The sequence below is a fragment of the Halosimplex litoreum genome (genome assembly GCF_016065055.1).
Classification (GTDB): domain Archaea; phylum Halobacteriota; class Halobacteria; order Halobacteriales; family Haloarculaceae; genus Halosimplex; species Halosimplex litoreum.
In genome coordinates, this window is the sequence record NZ_CP065856.1 from 3,088,573 (window position 1) to 3,104,662 (window position 16,090).

The 16,090-nt window shown below is 69.3% G+C and carries 14 protein-coding genes; 10 read left to right on the plus strand and 4 right to left on the minus strand.

Translation table 11 applies throughout. The annotated features are described in order from the left end of the window. Positions 1-32 precede the first annotated feature (32 nt). Positions 33-992, minus strand: coding sequence for a biotin--[acetyl-CoA-carboxylase] ligase (locus tag I7X12_RS15305; RefSeq protein ID WP_198060918.1), 960 nt, complete (start codon positions 990-992; stop codon positions 33-35). Between the two features lie 286 nt (positions 993-1,278). Here I7X12_RS15305 and I7X12_RS15310 point away from each other — a divergent pair, with 286 nt between their 5' ends. Next, a complete protein-coding gene (locus tag I7X12_RS15310; protein WP_198060919.1) occupies positions 1,279-2,046 on the plus strand; it encodes a helix-turn-helix transcriptional regulator in 768 nt (255 codons plus the stop codon). A 67-nt stretch (positions 2,047-2,113) separates the two neighbouring features. Here I7X12_RS15310 and I7X12_RS15315 read toward each other — a convergent pair whose 3' ends face one another. Next, entirely contained in the window at positions 2,114-3,100 is a 987-nt protein-coding gene (locus tag I7X12_RS15315) for a hypothetical protein (RefSeq protein WP_198060920.1), read from the minus strand. A 427-nt stretch (positions 3,101-3,527) separates the two neighbouring features. On the opposite strand from I7X12_RS15315, the gene I7X12_RS15320 reads away from it, so the two are divergent. The 3 genes from I7X12_RS15320 to I7X12_RS15330 all read left to right on the plus strand — a co-directional run bounded on the left by I7X12_RS15320 (position 3,528) and on the right by I7X12_RS15330 (position 5,719). Further along, positions 3,528-4,004, plus strand: a complete 477-nt coding sequence (locus I7X12_RS15320) for a hypothetical protein (RefSeq protein ID WP_198060921.1) — start codon at positions 3,528-3,530, stop codon at positions 4,002-4,004. 80 nt (positions 4,005-4,084) lie between these two features. Next, complete coding sequence (locus tag I7X12_RS15325) at positions 4,085-4,576, plus strand: adaptin protein (RefSeq protein ID WP_198060922.1); 492 nt, start codon at positions 4,085-4,087, stop codon at positions 4,574-4,576. Between the two features lie 369 nt (positions 4,577-4,945). Continuing rightward, complete coding sequence (locus tag I7X12_RS15330; RefSeq protein WP_198060923.1) at positions 4,946-5,719, plus strand: DUF4397 domain-containing protein; 774 nt, start codon at positions 4,946-4,948, stop codon at positions 5,717-5,719. Positions 5,720-5,749: 30 nt separating this feature from the next. Here I7X12_RS15330 and I7X12_RS15335 read toward each other — a convergent pair whose 3' ends face one another. Further along, positions 5,750-7,594, minus strand: a complete 1,845-nt coding sequence (locus tag I7X12_RS15335; RefSeq protein ID WP_198060924.1) for an ATP-binding protein — start codon at positions 7,592-7,594, stop codon at positions 5,750-5,752. A gap of 193 nt (positions 7,595-7,787) precedes the next feature. Between I7X12_RS15335 and I7X12_RS15340 the strand changes: the two genes are divergently transcribed. The 5 genes from I7X12_RS15340 (at position 7,788) to I7X12_RS15360 (ending at position 12,884) form a co-directional block, all read left to right on the plus strand. Further along, positions 7,788-9,623 carry an L-aspartate oxidase gene (locus tag I7X12_RS15340; RefSeq protein WP_198060925.1) on the plus strand — a complete coding sequence of 612 codons (1,836 nt, stop codon included), beginning with the start codon at positions 7,788-7,790 and terminating at the stop codon, positions 9,621-9,623. A gap of 67 nt (positions 9,624-9,690) precedes the next feature. Then, on the plus strand, positions 9,691-10,833 hold the full coding sequence (pdhA, locus tag I7X12_RS15345) for a pyruvate dehydrogenase (acetyl-transferring) E1 component subunit alpha (protein WP_232342872.1): 1,143 nt from the start codon (positions 9,691-9,693) through the stop codon (positions 10,831-10,833). 112 nt (positions 10,834-10,945) lie between these two features. Beyond that, positions 10,946-11,104: a DUF1059 domain-containing protein gene (locus I7X12_RS15350; RefSeq protein WP_152436373.1), complete on the plus strand. Its 159-nt coding sequence runs from the start codon at positions 10,946-10,948 to the stop codon at positions 11,102-11,104. A gap of 122 nt (positions 11,105-11,226) precedes the next feature. Further along, on the plus strand, positions 11,227-11,898 hold the full coding sequence (locus I7X12_RS15355) for a DUF4166 domain-containing protein (RefSeq protein ID WP_198060926.1): 672 nt from the start codon (positions 11,227-11,229) through the stop codon (positions 11,896-11,898). After that, entirely contained in the window at positions 11,895-12,884 is a 990-nt protein-coding gene (locus I7X12_RS15360; RefSeq protein ID WP_198060927.1) for a YndJ family protein, read from the plus strand. Before I7X12_RS15355 ends, I7X12_RS15360 begins: the two co-directional genes overlap by 4 nt. Before the next feature lie 18 nt (positions 12,885-12,902). Here I7X12_RS15360 and I7X12_RS15365 read toward each other — a convergent pair whose 3' ends face one another. Next, positions 12,903-14,738 (minus strand): bacterio-opsin activator domain-containing protein, encoded by a 1,836-nt coding sequence (locus I7X12_RS15365; RefSeq protein WP_198060928.1) that lies wholly within the window; start codon positions 14,736-14,738, stop codon positions 12,903-12,905. 320 nt (positions 14,739-15,058) lie between these two features. Between I7X12_RS15365 and I7X12_RS15370 the strand changes: the two genes are divergently transcribed. Further along, the gene (locus tag I7X12_RS15370; protein ID WP_198060929.1) at positions 15,059-16,087 is read left to right on the plus strand and encodes a 4Fe-4S dicluster domain-containing protein; all 1,029 of its coding nucleotides are present in this window, start codon (positions 15,059-15,061) and stop codon (positions 16,085-16,087) included. Positions 16,088-16,090: the final 3 nt, after the last annotated feature.

A 16,090-nucleotide genomic window follows, 5' to 3' on the forward strand; every position in this document is an offset into this window, starting at 1 on the left:
CGCTCCGCCGCTCGCCCGAGCCGCCGGTCTCGTCAGTCGACGATCGGGCGCAGATGCTCGCAGTCACCCGCGGTGACCTGCACTCGCTCCTCGCCGGTGTCGACGACCAGCGTCCCCGGGAACTCGATGTCGACGGCGTCGCCCACGACCTCTCCGGCCGGCGTGTCCACGCGCACCCGCTTGCCGAGCGTCGTGGCGTGCTTCTTCCAGGCCTGGATCACCGACTCCGGGTCCGCGCGCAGTTCGTCGAACGCCTCGACGACCCGCTGAGTGAACAGCCGGCGGTCGACGGCGCCCACCTCGTCGAGTAGCGTCGCGGGCCGGGCCTCGCTCGGCAGCGCCGCCGGCTCGAGGTTGGCGTTGATCCCCGTCCCGACGACGACCCACGAGACGCGGTCGGCCTCCCCCTCCATCTCCGTGAGGATCCCCGCGAGTTTCCGTTCGCCGTCGTCGCTCTCCGCGTCTTCCCCGGCGACGACCACGTCGTTGGGCCACTTGATCCGTGCGTCGACGCCGGCTTCGCGGGCGGCTCGCGTCACGGCGACGGCGGCCGCGAGGGTGAACGCCGGTGCGTGGGCGGGCGGCACGTCCGGGCGGACCAGCAGACTCAGCCAGATCCCGCCGCTGGGCGAGGACCACGCGCGGTCGAGTCGCCCCCGCCCGCCGGTCTGCTCGTCGGCGAGGACGGCCACGTCAGCGGCGCCCTCTCCCGCGAGGTCGCGAGCGCGGGCGTTCGTGGACGGGATCGAGTCGTGAAACTCCACGTCGAAGGGCGCTTCCAGCCCGTACTCGACGGCGGCACCGCCGAACTCTGGAACCTCGACGAGTTCGTAGCCCTCGTCCCGGCTGGCGATCCCGAACCCCTCTTCGCGCAGCGCCTCGACGTGTTTCCAGACGGCCGCCCGCGACACGTCCAGGCGTTCTGCCAGCTCCGGCCCGGTGACGGGTCCGTCGGTCAGCCCATCGAGGACCCGCTCGCGCGTCTCCTGCATGGGGACGCGTTGTCCGGGCAACGTTGTAAGTCGTCCGGAGCGATCCGGCCCGCGACCGCGAGAGACGGTATTAGTATCGAGAGGGAGACTGTCCCGGTCGACCCCAGTTACGTCGTCGCGGGTGGCTCCCGCCCGCGACACAGTCGACCGACGCGGTGCCCTCGGGCCCAGGCGGCGATCCGACCGGGATGGTGTGGTTCTGACCGACGTTAGACGTTCAATTATCCAGTTTCGTTGTCGTGAACGAACTGCATATTTTACCGTCTGAAACGAGTTGGTGTGATCGATGGTCCGACAAACAGTCTCCGAAATTTTCGATATCTATAACAGACGAACGGAGCTGCTCGGTCTGGTCTGTGGCGGGACCCTCGACAAGCGGGCGGCTCAGGAACGTGTCGATTGCTCCCGGCCGACGATCGACCGATCCTTTCGGGAACTGGAGGAACTCGGCGCGGTCACGTCGGTCGGGACCACGTACGAACTGACGAAGTTCGGCCAGTTGCTCTGCGAAGAGTTCACACGAACGCGCGCGACGGTCTCGACGCTCGCCGATCTGAGTGATGTCCTCTCGCATCTCCCGGACGACTGTGAGATCGACATGCAGTTACTGGACGGGGCCAGCGTCCGCCGAGCCGCCGAACACGCGCCTCAGGAGCCGTTTTTGGACATCGTCGAGGTGGCCGACGGAGCGTCGGCGATCAGGGGCTATTCGAGTACGGTCATGCCGTCGTACGTGGACGCGTTCGCGTCGCTCGTGGTCGAGGACGAGGTGCCGGCGACGTTCGCGTTCACGACCGACGTCGTCGAGACGCTGGCGCGCAACTACCCTGAACGCTTCGAGCAGGTGCGCCGGGCCGAGCACGTCGAGATCCACGAGATCGCGACGACCAGCGGCTACGGATTGCTCGTCGTCGACGACACGGTCGCCGTCCCCGTCGGCGGTGACGGGGGCGGACTCGCGGCCGTCATCGTCAACGACTCCGACGGCGCACGAGCGTGGGCCGACGACCGGTTCGAGGCGTTGCTCTCCGACGCGGAGACGGCGACGGCCTGATACGGACTATCGCAAGCGTTTCTCGGGTCGACCACGGAACGACTCGCGATAATCCGTATGAGTCGTCCTACTCGCCGTCGTCGGCCGGGACGCTCCCGACCGGGATGCCGAGGACGTGGTCGGCGCCGTGGGCCACGTCCTTCGCGACGAGCGCCGCGCCGTGGGCCGACGCGTACGGTTCGACGAACCGGACCGGAGCGAGATCGACGCACCGTTCGTAGACCCGCCGTCCGACCGGAAACGGCTGCTCGCGCCGCATCAGGCGGCCGCTCAAAGCGACCGCGTCGAGCCCCTCGTCGAGTGTCAGGGCGAACGGGTAGAGTGCGTAGACGTTCTGAATCGCCGCCAGGGAGACGAGTTCGAGCAGTTCCGGGTCGGTGATATCGTGAACCTCGGTGAGGTCGTCCTCGCGGCGCGCCACGAGCCCGCACTGCATGAACACGTCGTCGAAGCCGGAGTCGGCGGCCCGACGAACTGCCTGGGGGTCCGGCCAGCCGTGGACCGGCCCGATCCAGTGGAAGAAGCCGGCGAGCCGTCCGTTACAGACGAGCCCGGCCATACAGGACGAGCTGGCGCACGCCCAGATGAACGTCCCCGAGGCACCGAAGTCGGCCCGCACGCGTTCGAGCGCGTACCGCATGGAGGCGACCTTGTCGGCGCCGGCCAGCACGGAGTAGTGTCTGAAGTAGTCGTGGAGCGTGTCGAGTCCGCGATGGACACCCGGGAGGACCACCGCCGGAACGTCGGCCTCACGCAGCCTGTCGAAGACCGCCGCTCCCGCTCCCGTGCCGTAGTCGAGCCCCACGAGATCGGTGACGCCTCTGTTCGGGACGCGTTCGATCGCTTCGATCTCGTCGATCGCGTTGCCGAACGCGTACGTGATCGTTGCGAGCGTGATCCGGGAGAGGCCGACCCGGTCGTCGAGGATCGCCAACGTCTCCTCGACCGTCTCCAGGTCTCGGCGGTCTATCAGGAAAGCCGTCCGTAACTCGCCGTCCTCACCGGTACACGCGACTTTGATCCCCGTCGTCGAATGGTCGATACCGACGTACATCGTGTCCTCCTGCCGTCCGACACCCCGCTCGAATCGACACCCACCACCCACCTCGCTCGAATCGACAGCTACGATCGCGTCACCGGACGGATCGATCCCATCGACCGCTTCGGTGACCCTCACGAGTGGTGACTCACGCGAGACGGGCGCATTGTTAATCGTACACTAGCAGCCGCCGGGTTCCGATCGGCCACCGGCCTCTCACGTCGGGTTGCCGACCACCGCTCGGATCGATGCCGACGCAGTGGCGTCGACGTCTCCTCCCGCGGTAGGGAGCCGTTCCGCCGAGTAGGGTTCACGTCGAGTCCGATAATCACGGCTTGAACAGCGTTCAGTGTGTAATACTTTGCTACTGGGGAGTCACTGTGTTACTAGGGAACGTGTATTTCACCGGTTCCGGTGACGTGGCGCGTTCCCGGGCAAAACGATGCCTGTACGAGACAACGGATGCGACACGAAATCGACCGCCCGCCAGCGCCCGTCCGGCGAGATGGGTGCCGAGCAGCTGAGTATCGTCCTCTTGCGGACAATTTCGGGCGGCCAGCGGTGGCAACAGATACTGGTCGCTATCTCGGTCTTCGGTGCGTATCGGGGCCGACGGTGGCTGGTGTTCGCCACACTTTCGGCACTCGTCCTCCTGGCGTGCTCGCGGTTCGTCGCGAGTGCCGTACCGTCGCTCCTGGCGCTGTACGACGACTACGTCACGGTCCGTGACGGTGCGAGCGACTGTCCCTGTCGCGAGTCCGACGCGCCGACCGACGGGGGGCCGGTCCCGTGTCCCGGCACTGCCGAGTCCGCCCGGTCGACGTCCGATGACTGCGTGGTCCTCCGGGTCGACGGGGCCGAACTGCTTCGGGCGGACGGTCCGGGCGGTCGGATCGCGCTGGACGTCGAGGAGGACTGACCGACGAACGAGTTGCGACCGCTCGTCGGGGGCGAGCTCACCGTCGATTTCAAGCCGACTCCGGTCGTCGGTTCCGGTAGATGACGACGGTCCTCGCGTTCGACCGCGACGAGACGGTCGACGTGAACCCGCCCCCGGACCGCGAGGCGGTCCCGCTCGCGTGGCTGCGGTCGTTCGACGAACGCGCGGCGGTCGAGGTCTGGGCGATCGGCAACCAGCGACTGCGCTACGAGGCGTCGGTCCCCGGCGTCCCGGAACTCCTCTCGGGAGTCGGTGCCGGCCGCGCCCGTCCGCGACTGCTCGCCGGGGCACTGTGGATCGAGTGGCACCTCCACGACTACCCCGTCCTCCGGAGGCTGTTCGCCGCGGCCGCCCCACACGTCGACGCGGGCGCGATGCCCACGCGCGAACGACGCCTCCGACTGATCGCGGACCTGCACGACGACGCGTCGGCGTGCGTCGTCGTCGACGACGTCGACCGCTCGCACGTCGACGGGTGGGATCATTACTACCCCTGGGAGTTCGTCCGCGCGGTGCGCGACGGGGCGTTCGCGTTCGGTCCGCCGGACTGACCCGACCTGCAGGGCCGCGACCCACGGAATCGGGACTTGCTCGACGAGACGAGCGCCGCCAGCGCGTCCCGAAATCGGCGGTGCGACCCGCTGGGTGCGCTCGGATCCGACCCGACGACGCTCTCAGCCGAGATTACTCGCGAGTTCGCTCGCCTTTCCCATCGCCACCGATCCGACCGGTCCACCGACACACCCGCACCGTTTCCAGGTTTTCGTGCGGTCGCCGACCGGTAGCCGCTGGATCGAACCACGTCGCGGTAACTGCCGGCACACGAGGGCGAAAAGGTGACACTAGCCGATCGGGCGGTGACCGTTCCCGCCATGCGTCAGTATATAACAAAGATTGGCAACCGACGAGTTCGAAGCGTGATGTCACGGACACCCAACAGAAGACTGATAGCGGTACTGCTCGCGGCCGTGCTGGTCGGAAGCGTCGCGACGGTCGGCGTCGTCGCAGCGATGAACGCGGCGGGGAACTCACAGGACACGACATACCTCAGAGTGGCTCACGCCTCGCCGGACGCGCCGTCGGTCGACGTGACGGTCGACGACGAAACGGTCCTCTCGGACGTCTCGTTCGGAACCGTCAGCGACTACCTGACTCTCGAAGCCGGGACCTACAACGTCACCATCGCGGCGGCGGACGACCCCGATACGGTGGTGTTCGACGACGAGGTCACCCTCGAGGCGCGGTCGGTGACCACGCTGGCGGCCAGCGGGGAGATCAGTGAGGGCGCCGAAACGTCCTTCGAGCCGGTGGCGTTCGAAGACGACGCGTTCACGCCCGCCGAGAACGAGAGCGCCGTCCGCGTCGCTCACCTCTCGCCCGACGCGCCCACCGTCGACGTGACGGCCGAGAACGGGAGCGTCGTGCTCGCCGAAAACGTGAGCTTCGGCAACGCCTCGGACTACGTCACCGTCCCCGAGGGCGACTACACGGTCGAGATCCGCGAGGCGACCGAGGGCAACGACGGGTCGGTCGTCACCACTGTCGACGTCTCTCTGGAGGGAGAGACGGCGTACTCGGCGCTGGCGGTCGGCTACCTCGACGCCGAAGCGGCGCCTGCCGACACCCCCTTCGAGGTCGTCCTGACGGAGGACGCCACGAGTAGCGTCGAGTTGCCGTCCGAGCAAGAGGAGTAGCCGAGCGAAGCGACCGATCGAGGACAGCGACTAGTCGAGGACGAACATCGCGTCGCCCATGTCGACGGAGTCGCCCTCGCTGACGGCGACGGCGGTGACGGTGCCGCCGTTCTCGGCGACGATGTCGTTTTCCATCTTCATCGCTTCGAGGACGCAGAGCACGTCCCCGGCCGCCACCTCGTCGCCCTCGGCGACGTTGACCTCCAGGATGGTGCCCTGCATCTCGGCGGTCACTTCCTGGCCCTCGGCGGAGACGCCGCCGGAGTCGCCGCCGCTCGACCCGCCGCCACCGCCCGGTTGCGGGCGCTGGGCCTGTCCACCGCCCGAACCGCCGTCGACCTCGGTCGGGATGGCCGGCGCGCCGCGCTCCTCGAGTTCGACCTCGAAGCGCTTGCCGTTGACCTCGACGGTGAACTCCCGCTCGACGACGTCTTCGTCGTCGCCGCCGCTCGCCGACTCGGTGCCCCACCGCTCCTGTGCGGCCTCGATGCGCTCGGGGTCCACGTCGTCGTCGAGGTACTTCGTGGTGTGACGGCCGTCGAGGAACGGCTCGTCGGTGAGCATCATGCGGTGGAAGGGGATGATCGTCGGGAAGCCCTCGATGGTGTAGTCGGCCAGGGCGCGCTTGCCCCGGGCGATACACTCGGCGCGGTCCTCGCCGTGGGTGATGAGCTTCGCGACCATCGAGTCGTAGTCGGTGACCAGATCGTCGCCCTGGCGGTGAGCGTCGTCGACGCGAACGCCGATACCGCCCGGCGGGTCGTACACCTCGTACTCCCCGCCCGTGGCGGGCGCGAAGTCGTCGGCGGCGTTCTCGGCGTTGATACGGAACTCCATGGCGTGGCCCTCCAGTTCCACCTCGTCCTGCTCGAAGGTCAGCTCCTCGCCGGCGGCGACGCGGATCTGCCACTTCACCAGATCGATGTCCGTCAACTCCTCGGTGACGGTGTGTTCGACCTGGATCCGCGTGTTGACTTCGAGGAAGAAGAAGTCGGTGTCGGCGTCGAGCAGGCCCTCGTCGTTGCGGTCCTCGTCCTCGACGAGGAACTCGAAGGTGCCGGCGTTGTAGTAGTCGCCGGCGTCGGCGCCCCTGCGGGCGGCCTCCCTGATGTCCTCGCGCAGCTCGTCGGTCAGTGCAGGGCTCGGTCCCTCCTCGATGACCTTCTGCTGGCGGCGCTGGAGCGAGCAGTCACGCTCGCCGACGTGGCGGACGGTGCCGTGTTTGTCGGCGATGATCTGCACCTCGACGTGGCGGGCGTTGTCGAGGAACCGTTCGAGGTAGACCGAGGCGTTCGAGAAGTACGCCTCGCCCTCGCGCTGGGCGGTCTCCAGCGCCTCTTCGGCGTCCTCGGCGCTCTCGACGACCTCCTGTCCCATCCCGCCGCCGCCCCCTTCGGCCTTGATCAGGACGGGGAAGCCGTGTTCCTCGCCGAACTCCCGGACCTCCTCGGGGTCCTCGACCGACTCGGTGGTCCCGGGGACGATGGGCACGTCGGCCTCCCGCATCACCTGGCGGGCGTGAGTCTTCTCGCCCAGCCGTTCCATCGCCTCGCTGGCGGGACCGATCCAGGTGATCCCGTCGGCCGCCTCGACGCGGGCGGCGAAGTCGGCGTTCTCGGCCATGAACCCGTAGCCCGGGTGGATCGCGTCGGCGTCGGCCTTCCTCGCGGCCTCGATGACGGCTTCCCCGTCGTTGTAGGAGTCGGCGGCGCGGGCGGGGCCGACGTTGTACGCCTCGTCGGCGTAGCGGACGAAACCGGCGTGTTTGTCGGCCTCGCTGTAGACGGCGACCGTCGCGACGCCGAGCTCCTCGCAGGCGCGCATCACGCGGACGGCGATCTCGCCGCGGTTCGCGACGAGGACCTTCTCGAACATATCACCCTGTACCGAGCGTCGCCCTTTAAATCTAATCGGAGTTCGCGGCGCTGGTCGACCGGTCACCCACCCGCCCTGTCGTTCGTGTCTAGCCCGATCGTTGATGGGGAATTTCGTCCGTCTGTGGCCTCTTCCGTTCGATTTCGGCCGATCGGTTTGTTGGTGTTAAGTCGATCCGATACCAACTTCCTCCATGGAACGTCCCCACTGGACGGCGGCCGGCGCGTCGCCCGAATCGAGCACCCGCGAGACGGTCGAACGCGGCGACTACGAGACGGTCGAGCGACGAGTGCTGGTGATCGGTGCCGGCGCCGCCGGCGCCCGGACGGCGATCGAGCTCGTCGAGCAGGGGGTCGACCCCGAGGACCTGCTGGTGGTCGGCAAGCGGGGCCACGGCGACGCTCACACCACGTGGGCGCGCGGCGGCATCAACGGCGCGCTCGGGACCCACGACCCCGAGGACGACTGGACGGTCCACGCCGCCGATACCCTGAACGAAGGCCACCACGTCAACGACCCCGGGAAGGTCGAGACGGTCACGAAGCGGATGCCGGGTCTGCTGCGGGAACTCGACGACTGGGGGATGGCCTTCAGTCGGACCGACGACGGCGAGATCGACCAGCGCTACTTCGGCGCCCAGTCGTTCCGGCGGACGGCCTTCGCCGGCGACCACACCGGCGAGTCGCTGCTCGACACGCTGGTCGAGCGCGCGCAGGCTCTCGAGATCCCCTACCGCGAGAACCTGTTCGTCTCCGATCTGGTCACCGACGGCGGCCGGGTGCTCGGTGCGGCGGCCGTCGACACGGACACCGGGGAGTTCGTCGCCCTCGACGCCGAGGTCGTGGTGCTCGCCGCGGGCGGCTACACCAGCCTCTACCGTCGCCACTCCTCGCGGGACGACGAGAACACCGGCGACGGCCCCGCGCTGGCCTACCGCGCCGGTGCCGATCTCCTCGATATGGAGTTCGTCCAGTTCCACCCGACTGGGATGGTCGGGAACCGCTACGGCGAGGAGTGGGACGGCCGCCTCGTCACCGAGGCCGTCCGCGGCGAGGGCGGCCGGCTGTTCAACGCCGACGGGGAGCGGTTCATGGAGCGGTACTCGCCCGACCAGATGGAACTGGACGCCCGCGACGTGGTCGCCCGCGCTATCGCCCAGGAGATCGAGGAGGGAAGGGGAACTGAAAACGGAGGCGTCTACCTCGACATCTCCCACCGTGAGCGCGAGTTCATCGAGGAGCGGCTCCCGCGGATGTACGAGCGGTTCGCGGATCTGGGCGTCGACATGGCCGAGGAACCGGTCGAGGTCGCGCCGACGGCCCACTACGGCATGGGCGGCGTCGTCGTCGACGACGTGGGCGAGACGGCCGTCGACGGCCTCTACGCCATCGGCGAGACGATGGCCGGCGTCCACGGCGCCAACCGCCTCGGCGGCAACTCGTTGGCCGAGACTATCGCGTTCGGCGAGGCGACGGGCCAGGCCGTGGCCGAGCGGCTCGCGGCCGGCGGCGTCGATTCCGGCGCCGAAGACCGCGCGGTCGACTTCCGCGAGCGCACCGAGACGCGCTTCGCCGATCTCGCGGCGCTGTCGGGACGCGACGGCACGCACGACCCCGAAGCGCTGCTCGACGAGGTGCGCGAGGTGCTGTGGGACCACGCCGGCATCCTCCGGGACGGCGAAGGGCTGGCCACCGCGCTTGACGAACTGGCGGACCTCCGCGAGCGCGCTGCCGACCTCGCTGTCGGCGACCGGACCGATCGCTCCTTCGAGTTCGCGCTCGACCTCGGATTCGCGCTGACCGTCGCCGAGGCGACCGTGCGCGGCGCGCTCGAACGCGAGGAGTCCCGCGGCGCCCACGTCCGCACCGACCACCCCGACACCGACCCCGAGTGGCGCCGCTCGGTCGTGATCGGCCGCGACAGCGTCGGCGCGATGCGCGTCGACACGGCCCCCGTCGGCACGCCGAGCGAGGCGGTGCAGGCGGCCCTCGACGAGGGGTACGAACTGGATTACCACCAGCTGGAGTAGTCGGCCGAGGGCCGACGGTTCCCGGCGAGTGGCCCCACCGCCGAACCCTCTCGTCGGGAAAACGGTTATGCGCTTGCTGGCCGTCGCTTCGGGGGTGAGCGACAGCGAACGCGTCGCGCGGACCGAGGACGGACTGGCACAGGTGCTCGACGCCGATGGCCGGGTCCGTGAGGGCGCGACCGTCCCCGACATCTCCGACGAGCGGCTCGTCCGGATCTACCGCGAGATGAAACTCGCCCGGCACCTCGACGAGCGCGCGGTCTCGCTGCAACGGCAGGGCCGGATGGGCACCTACCCGCCGCTTGCGGGCCAGGAGGCCGCGCAGGTCGCCTCGGCGCACGCGTTGCGCGACGACGACTGGATCGTCGACCAGTACCGCGAACACGGCGCGATCGCGGTCCGCGGGCTCGAACCAGAGTACCTGCTGTACTGGATGGGCCACGAGGTCGGCAACGAGTGGCTCGCTTCCAAGCACGTCTTCCCCCTCAACATCTCCATCGCGAGCCACCTCCCCCACGCGACGGGGATGGCCTGGGCCGCTCGCCTCCAGGGCGACGATCGGGTCGTCTGCTGTCACTTCGGCGACGGCGCCACGAGCGAGGGGGACTTCCACGAGGCGCTCAACTTTGCGGGCGTCTTCGACGCCCCAGCCGTCTTCTTCTGCAACAACAACCAGTACGCAATCTCCGTCCCACGGGATCGCCAGACGGCGAGCGCGACTATCGCCGAGAAGGCCGACGCCTACGGTTTCGCCGGAATTCGGGTCGACGGCATGGACCCGCTGGCCGTCTACCAGGTGACCAGGGGGGCCGTCGAGAAGGCCCGCGACCCCGGCGCCGAGCAACTGCGCCCGACGCTGATCGAGGCGGAGATGTACCGCTTCGGCGCCCACACCACCGCCGACGACCCCTCGCGGTACCGGACCGACGAGGAGGTCGAGGCCTGGCGCGAGCGGGACCCGATCCCGCGGATGGAGACCTTTCTCCGCGAGCGCGGTCTGCTCGACGACGAGCGCGTCGGCGAGATCGAGAGCCACAACCGCGAGCGGGTGGCCGAGTTGGTCGACGCCGCCGAGGCGTACGAGCCCGAAGTCGCGGCGTGGTTCGAACACGCCTACGAGGAGCCGACCGACCGCGTGCGGGAAAGTCAGGCGTACCTCCGCGAGTTGCGCGAGCGCCACGGCGACGACGCGCTCCTGCGCGAGGAGTGAGTCGGAAGGGCCGAGGACACCCGCTACTGTGTCGTGTTACCGCCCGACGTGTGACCGCCTACCGTTCGGAAGTCGCCGTATAGCAATACCGGTCCCGTCCGTCCGCACTCGTATGGCCTACCAGGTCGAATGCAGCCAGGACGACGAGTTCATGATCAAATCCGAGGACGAGCACGAGGTCATCGAACACGTCAAGGAACACGCCCACGAGAAACACGACATGGACCTGAGCGACGACGACGCACGCGACATGGTTCAGGAAGCGTCCTGAACGACGACGAGGCGGCGGGCGGTTTTCCGGCACGCTCGATCGGCGAGCGGCGCCACCAACCGTTTTGTGGGCGGCGACCGCAGTTCGCGTATGGAGACGGTGACTGGGGCGGCGGTGGTGGCGTGACGGGCGTCTACGAGTACGCGCTGGCGGAGACGGCCGCGGACCTGCACCCCGAGGTGCGCGAGCGCTACGCGCTCGGGCCCGACGACGCGTTCGCGACCGTGGGACGGGGCCGGATGGACATCACCCGCGGTGCCGTCGCACTCCCGGTTCTGTACGCGATGCCCACGCGGAACCTCCTGTTCCCCGAATCGGGCGAGGACGTGCCGTTCTCGGTCACCACGGTCGGCTGGCGCGACCCCGCGGGGTACGAGGCGCTGACGACCCGTCGCTCGTTCGAGTTCGACGGGACGGTTCGACGGTTCGACTCGACGACGGTGTGGGACCGCGACCGCGAGCGGTTGTTCGACTTTCTCGGCACCGGCGGGACGGTCGTCTCGGAACTCCACCCCCGTGTCGAGGACGGCGCGCTCGTCGTCGAGGGCGGCAAGCAGTGGACCCGCGTCGGTGGGCGCTACCTGCCGACGCCCGGCCCGCTCGGGGTCGACGTGACGGTGCGGGACCGCTACGACGAGTCCGACGAGCGGTTCTACGTGACCGCGACCGTCGAGAGCGGGCTGGTGGGCCACATTCTCGGCTATCGCGGGTCGTTCACGCAGGAGCGCCGGGAGATGGAACGGGTGCCCGACGACCTCAAGCCCGTCACCGGGATCGACCCGCTGCCGCCATGAGCGGCGGAAAGGTGGACGGGAACGGCACGGCCGAGACGGATCCGGACCCGTTCGCTCGCCTCGTCGCCGGCGGCTCGCTGGCCGATCTGAGTGCGGTCGCCGGTGGGGGGCTGTGGGTCGTCCTCGCCCTCGCCGGCGGGCTCTCGCAGGTCGAACGGGCGCTCGCGCTGGCGCCGTTAGTGGTCGTTCCGCTGGGCGTCGGCCTGGCAGCGCGCGGGGAGTTCACCGGCCTGTCGGGTCGACTGCTCGGTGCCGCCGTCGCGTCGCTCCCGGTCGGCGCGTCGCTGATGGCCCTCTCGCTCGTGGTCGACGCGGGACCGGTCGCCGCGGGGCTGGCCGCGCCGTGGGTGTTCGTGACGAGTCTGCTCGCGCTCGCCGGGGTGTCGCGAGCGGTCGAACGGGGCAGCATCCGGCCGCTGACGCTCGGCCTCGTCGACGCCGGCCTCGCCTACGTTCCGGTCGCCGCCGTCGCGCTCGTGCTCTCGCATCTCGGGATCACCTTCTGGTTCGACCCGACCATCGTCCTCCTGACCGCGGTCCACTTCCACTTCGCCGGGTTCGCGCTGCCGGTGCTGGCGGGCGTGACGGGCCGTCACCTCGGCGGCTTCGACGGCGCCGTTCGCGCCGTGGCGGGCGTGATCCTGGTCGGGCCGGCGATAATCGCCGTCGGCATCTCGTTCTCGCCGCTCGTCGAAGTCGTCGCCGTCGGCGCGTTCACGCTCGCCGTGGCGGCGTTCGGCCTGCTGGTCCTGGTTCGGGTCGTTCCGTCGCTGGACGTGCTTCCGGCCGCGCTCGTGGGCCTCTCGGCGCTGGCGCTCCCGGTGTCGATGGTGCTGGCGCTGGGCTACGGCGTGGCGGCGTTCGGCGGGCCGAACCCGCTGGGCCTGGGCATCGGGCGGATGGCGACGCTGCACGGGTCGCTCAACGCCTACGGGTTCGCGCTGTGTGGCGTCCTCGGGTGGCGAGCCCACGGGCGCGGGGCGTGACCGGGAACGAACCCCCGCTCAGGCGGTGGCGGGGCCGGAGACGGTATCGGGCCGCCCCTCGAACAGCTCCCGGAACAGCTTCCGCTCGGCCGAGCGGAGGTGTTCGGTGAACGTCGACTGGGAGATGCCCATCATCGACGCGACCGCCTCCCCGCTGGTCTCGCGGGGCCACTCGAAGAACCCGGCGAAGTAGGCGGTCTGGGCGGCTTCGAGCTGTCGCTCGGTCAGCGCCTCCTCGAGCCCCGAGCGGAACTCCGGCGTGGACTCGCCGTCGCGCTCGCGTTCCAGCTGGGAGACGAGTTCGAGCCCCGGGTGAGCCGAGCGCACGGCCTCGACGACCGACCGGACGTCGTTCGACCGCGACACGTCGACGACGAGCCGACCGTCCCCGCGGTCGATCGACAGCGACCGCACCGCCGCACCGTACCGCGCGGCCGTCGTCACCACCGACGAGTCGTCCGTTCGGAGCCGGAGCAGACAGCGCTCCTCGAGCGCACACAGCGACTCGACGGCGCGCACGTGCGACGACGCGTCGACGTGCTCGGCGACCGCCGACGGCTCGCTCCCGGTCACCGAGACGTAGGCCGCGCGGTCGCCGTCGCCCTCCGAGAGCCGTTCGAGGTCGACCCGACACTCGAGCGCCGCCGACAGCGAGACGAACGGATCGGTCACCTCGTCGACCCGGAACTCCAGCCGGGTCACGTCGTCGGCCGCGAGCGTCCGTCTGCTCTCGGCCGCGTTGATCGCGTCACCGACCGTCAGCCCGAGTTCCGCGAACACGCCGCGGTCGATCGACTCGAAGGCACCGTCGGCGCCGCTCTCGACGACCAACACTCCGTAGTCGGCGTCGTGGTACGACAGCGGGACGACCACGCCCGCCGCCGCCGCGGGGTCGTCGACCGGCGCTCCGCCGTCGTCGACGAACGACGGGGAGCCGCGTTCGAGGACCTCGTCGACGACAGTCCGGTACCCATCGCCGGACGCGAGCCGGGCTTCGAGGGTCGCCTCGGCGACGCCGGCCGCCGTCCGCACGTCGACGCCGTCGTCGACGAGCCGCGAGTCGCCGACCCAGGCCCCCTCGAACAGCGCCGAGTCGGCGAACCGGTCACACAGCACCCGCTCGATCTCCCGCCGCGTCGACGCCGCGACCAGCTCCCGGTTGACGTCACGGAGCACCTCGTTGGTGTTGTTGAGCCGTTCGAGACGCTCGTTTTGCGCCTCGATACGGAGCCGCCGCTCCTTGCGCTCGGTCACGTCGCGCTCGACCGCGACGTACCGTTCGACCGCGCCGGTGTCGTCCGTTATCGGCGCGATCGTCATGTCGACCCAGCAGAGGTCGCCCGACTTCCGGCGGTTGACGATCTCGCCGTCCCAGACGTTCCCGGAGGCGATCTCCGCCCACATCTCCTCGTAGAACGCCTCGTCGTGTTCGCCGGATTTCCACAGTCGCGGGTTCTCGCCGACGACCGCGTCGGGGTCGTGGCCGACGACGCTCTCGACCGCCGGGTTGGCGTACTCGATCGTCCCGTCGGTGTCGGTGAGGAAGATCGCGTGGCCGGCGTGTTCGATCGCCTTCCGGAACCCGCGGAGCCGTTCGGTGAGACGGCGCTCCTCGACGACGTAGCTCGACAGGTAGTGGACGGTGAACAGCGCGAGCACGCTGACGAGCAGTCCGGGGAGTTCCGCCAGCGCGGTCGTCGTCTGGCGCGCCGACAGCAACTGCCGCGTCGCCATCAGCGCGAGCATCACCGTCAGGAAGCCAAAGCGCCGGTCGTCGCTCCGCGAGAGCAACACCAGCGAGTAGCCGACCCCGACGACCCGGAGGCCGATCGAGGCGAGGATGACACCGTTCACGACCGGGCACCTCCGGGGCGACGGGCGTCGCCGTTGCGAGCGTCGGTCACGTCACGAACTCGTTCGTCCCGTCCTATATAAACTCAGCCCGTTCCCAGATCCTGAGACGCGTGGCGACGCGGTGACGCGACCGTGAGATCCCCCGCGCCAAACAGTATTGGCCGGTCGGTTATCCCTCGAAATCGGTGCCGATTCGGGGCCAAAGAGTATCGGTGGCACGCACTCCCGCCGGACGCTCGTACGTTGACGTGTATGATCCGAGCGACCATCGGGACGAGACCGGACCGAGCCGAACCGGACGAGCGTGACGGGTGGTGTCGATGAGCAGTCGCGACGACCCACAGCCGGGCGTACCGGACGTGGGCCGCGAGATCGACGCGATGGTCGACGACGAGGCGGCCGACGCCCGCGAGGAACTGTCGAAGACCGACCACGACACGGATCTCGGGATCGCGATGGCGGAAGACGCAAAGCGCGTCTCACGGGGGGAGCTCTCCGCCGAGGCGTACTGGGAGCGATACGACGAGGCCGCCGACCGCGAGTTCGGCGACGCCTATCGCGAGACGCCCAACCCGTCGATCGAGAGCGACGACCAGACCATCGACGCCGGCGCCGCCGACGCGATGAGCTGTTCGGTCGGCTCGATGGACTCGGTGGCCTGTGACCTCCCGGCGGGCGAGTCCGGCGACGCCGCGGTCGACTCGGAGTCGGACGGCGACGAGCGCTGGGGGATGGTCATCGACCTCGAGAAGTGCGTCGGCTGTGACTCGTGTACGGTCGCCTGCAAGGCCGAGAACCGGACGCCGCCGGGCGTCTCCTACAACGTCGTCATGGAGGAGGAACACGGCGATTTCCCCGACGTGACCCGGACGAACGTCCCCCGGCCGTGCATGCAGTGCGAGAACCCGCCCTGTGTGCAGGTCTGTCCGGTCAGCGCGACGTACAAGATGGACAACGGGGTCGTCAACGTCGACTACGACCGCTGTATCGGCTGTCGGTACTGCATGATCGCGTGCCCGTACGGGGCGCGCTATTTCGACTTCGGCGAGAACTACGACGACGAGGTCGCGGAGGCCGGGGAGGTGACCAGTCCCGAGTACGGCGTCGACCGCGGGAAGCGCGAGGGCGACGAGTCACCGGTCGGCAACGTCCGCAAGTGTAGCTTCTGCACGCACCGCCTGGAGCGCGGCGAGGAACCGGCCTGCGTCGAGACCTGTATCGGTGACGCCCGGAACATGGGCGACCTCGACGACCCCGACAGCGAGGTCTCGGAGATGGCCGACTCCCCGCGGGCGTTCCAGTTGAAAGAACACGAGGGGACCGACCCCAACGTCCACTACCTCAGATAGAGC

Excerpts from the sequence above, each read along its gene's own strand:
- I7X12_RS15335 (WP_198060924.1), bottom strand. The coding sequence starts at position 7,594 with ATGTTCGAGAAGGTCCTCGTCGCGAACCGCGGCGAGATCGCCGTCCGC.
- I7X12_RS15325 (WP_198060922.1), top strand. The coding sequence starts at position 4,085 with ATGACGACGGTCCTCGCGTTCGACCGCGACGAGACGGTCGACGTGAAC.
- pdhA (WP_232342872.1), top strand. The coding sequence starts at position 9,691 with ATGCGCTTGCTGGCCGTCGCTTCGGGGGTGAGCGACAGCGAACGCGTC.
- I7X12_RS15320 (WP_198060921.1), top strand. The coding sequence starts at position 3,528 with ATGCCTGTACGAGACAACGGATGCGACACGAAATCGACCGCCCGCCAG.
- I7X12_RS15310 (WP_198060919.1), top strand. The coding sequence starts at position 1,279 with ATGGTCCGACAAACAGTCTCCGAAATTTTCGATATCTATAACAGACGA.
- I7X12_RS15330 (WP_198060923.1), top strand. The coding sequence starts at position 4,946 with ATGTCACGGACACCCAACAGAAGACTGATAGCGGTACTGCTCGCGGCC.
- I7X12_RS15305 (WP_198060918.1), bottom strand. The coding sequence starts at position 992 with ATGCAGGAGACGCGCGAGCGGGTCCTCGATGGGCTGACCGACGGACCC.
- I7X12_RS15315 (WP_198060920.1), bottom strand. The coding sequence starts at position 3,100 with ATGTACGTCGGTATCGACCATTCGACGACGGGGATCAAAGTCGCGTGT.
- I7X12_RS15360 (WP_198060927.1), top strand. The coding sequence starts at position 11,895 with ATGAGCGGCGGAAAGGTGGACGGGAACGGCACGGCCGAGACGGATCCG.
- I7X12_RS15370 (WP_198060929.1), top strand. The coding sequence starts at position 15,059 with ATGAGCAGTCGCGACGACCCACAGCCGGGCGTACCGGACGTGGGCCGC.
- I7X12_RS15340 (WP_198060925.1), top strand. The coding sequence starts at position 7,788 with ATGGAACGTCCCCACTGGACGGCGGCCGGCGCGTCGCCCGAATCGAGC.
- I7X12_RS15350 (WP_152436373.1), top strand. The coding sequence starts at position 10,946 with ATGGCCTACCAGGTCGAATGCAGCCAGGACGACGAGTTCATGATCAAA.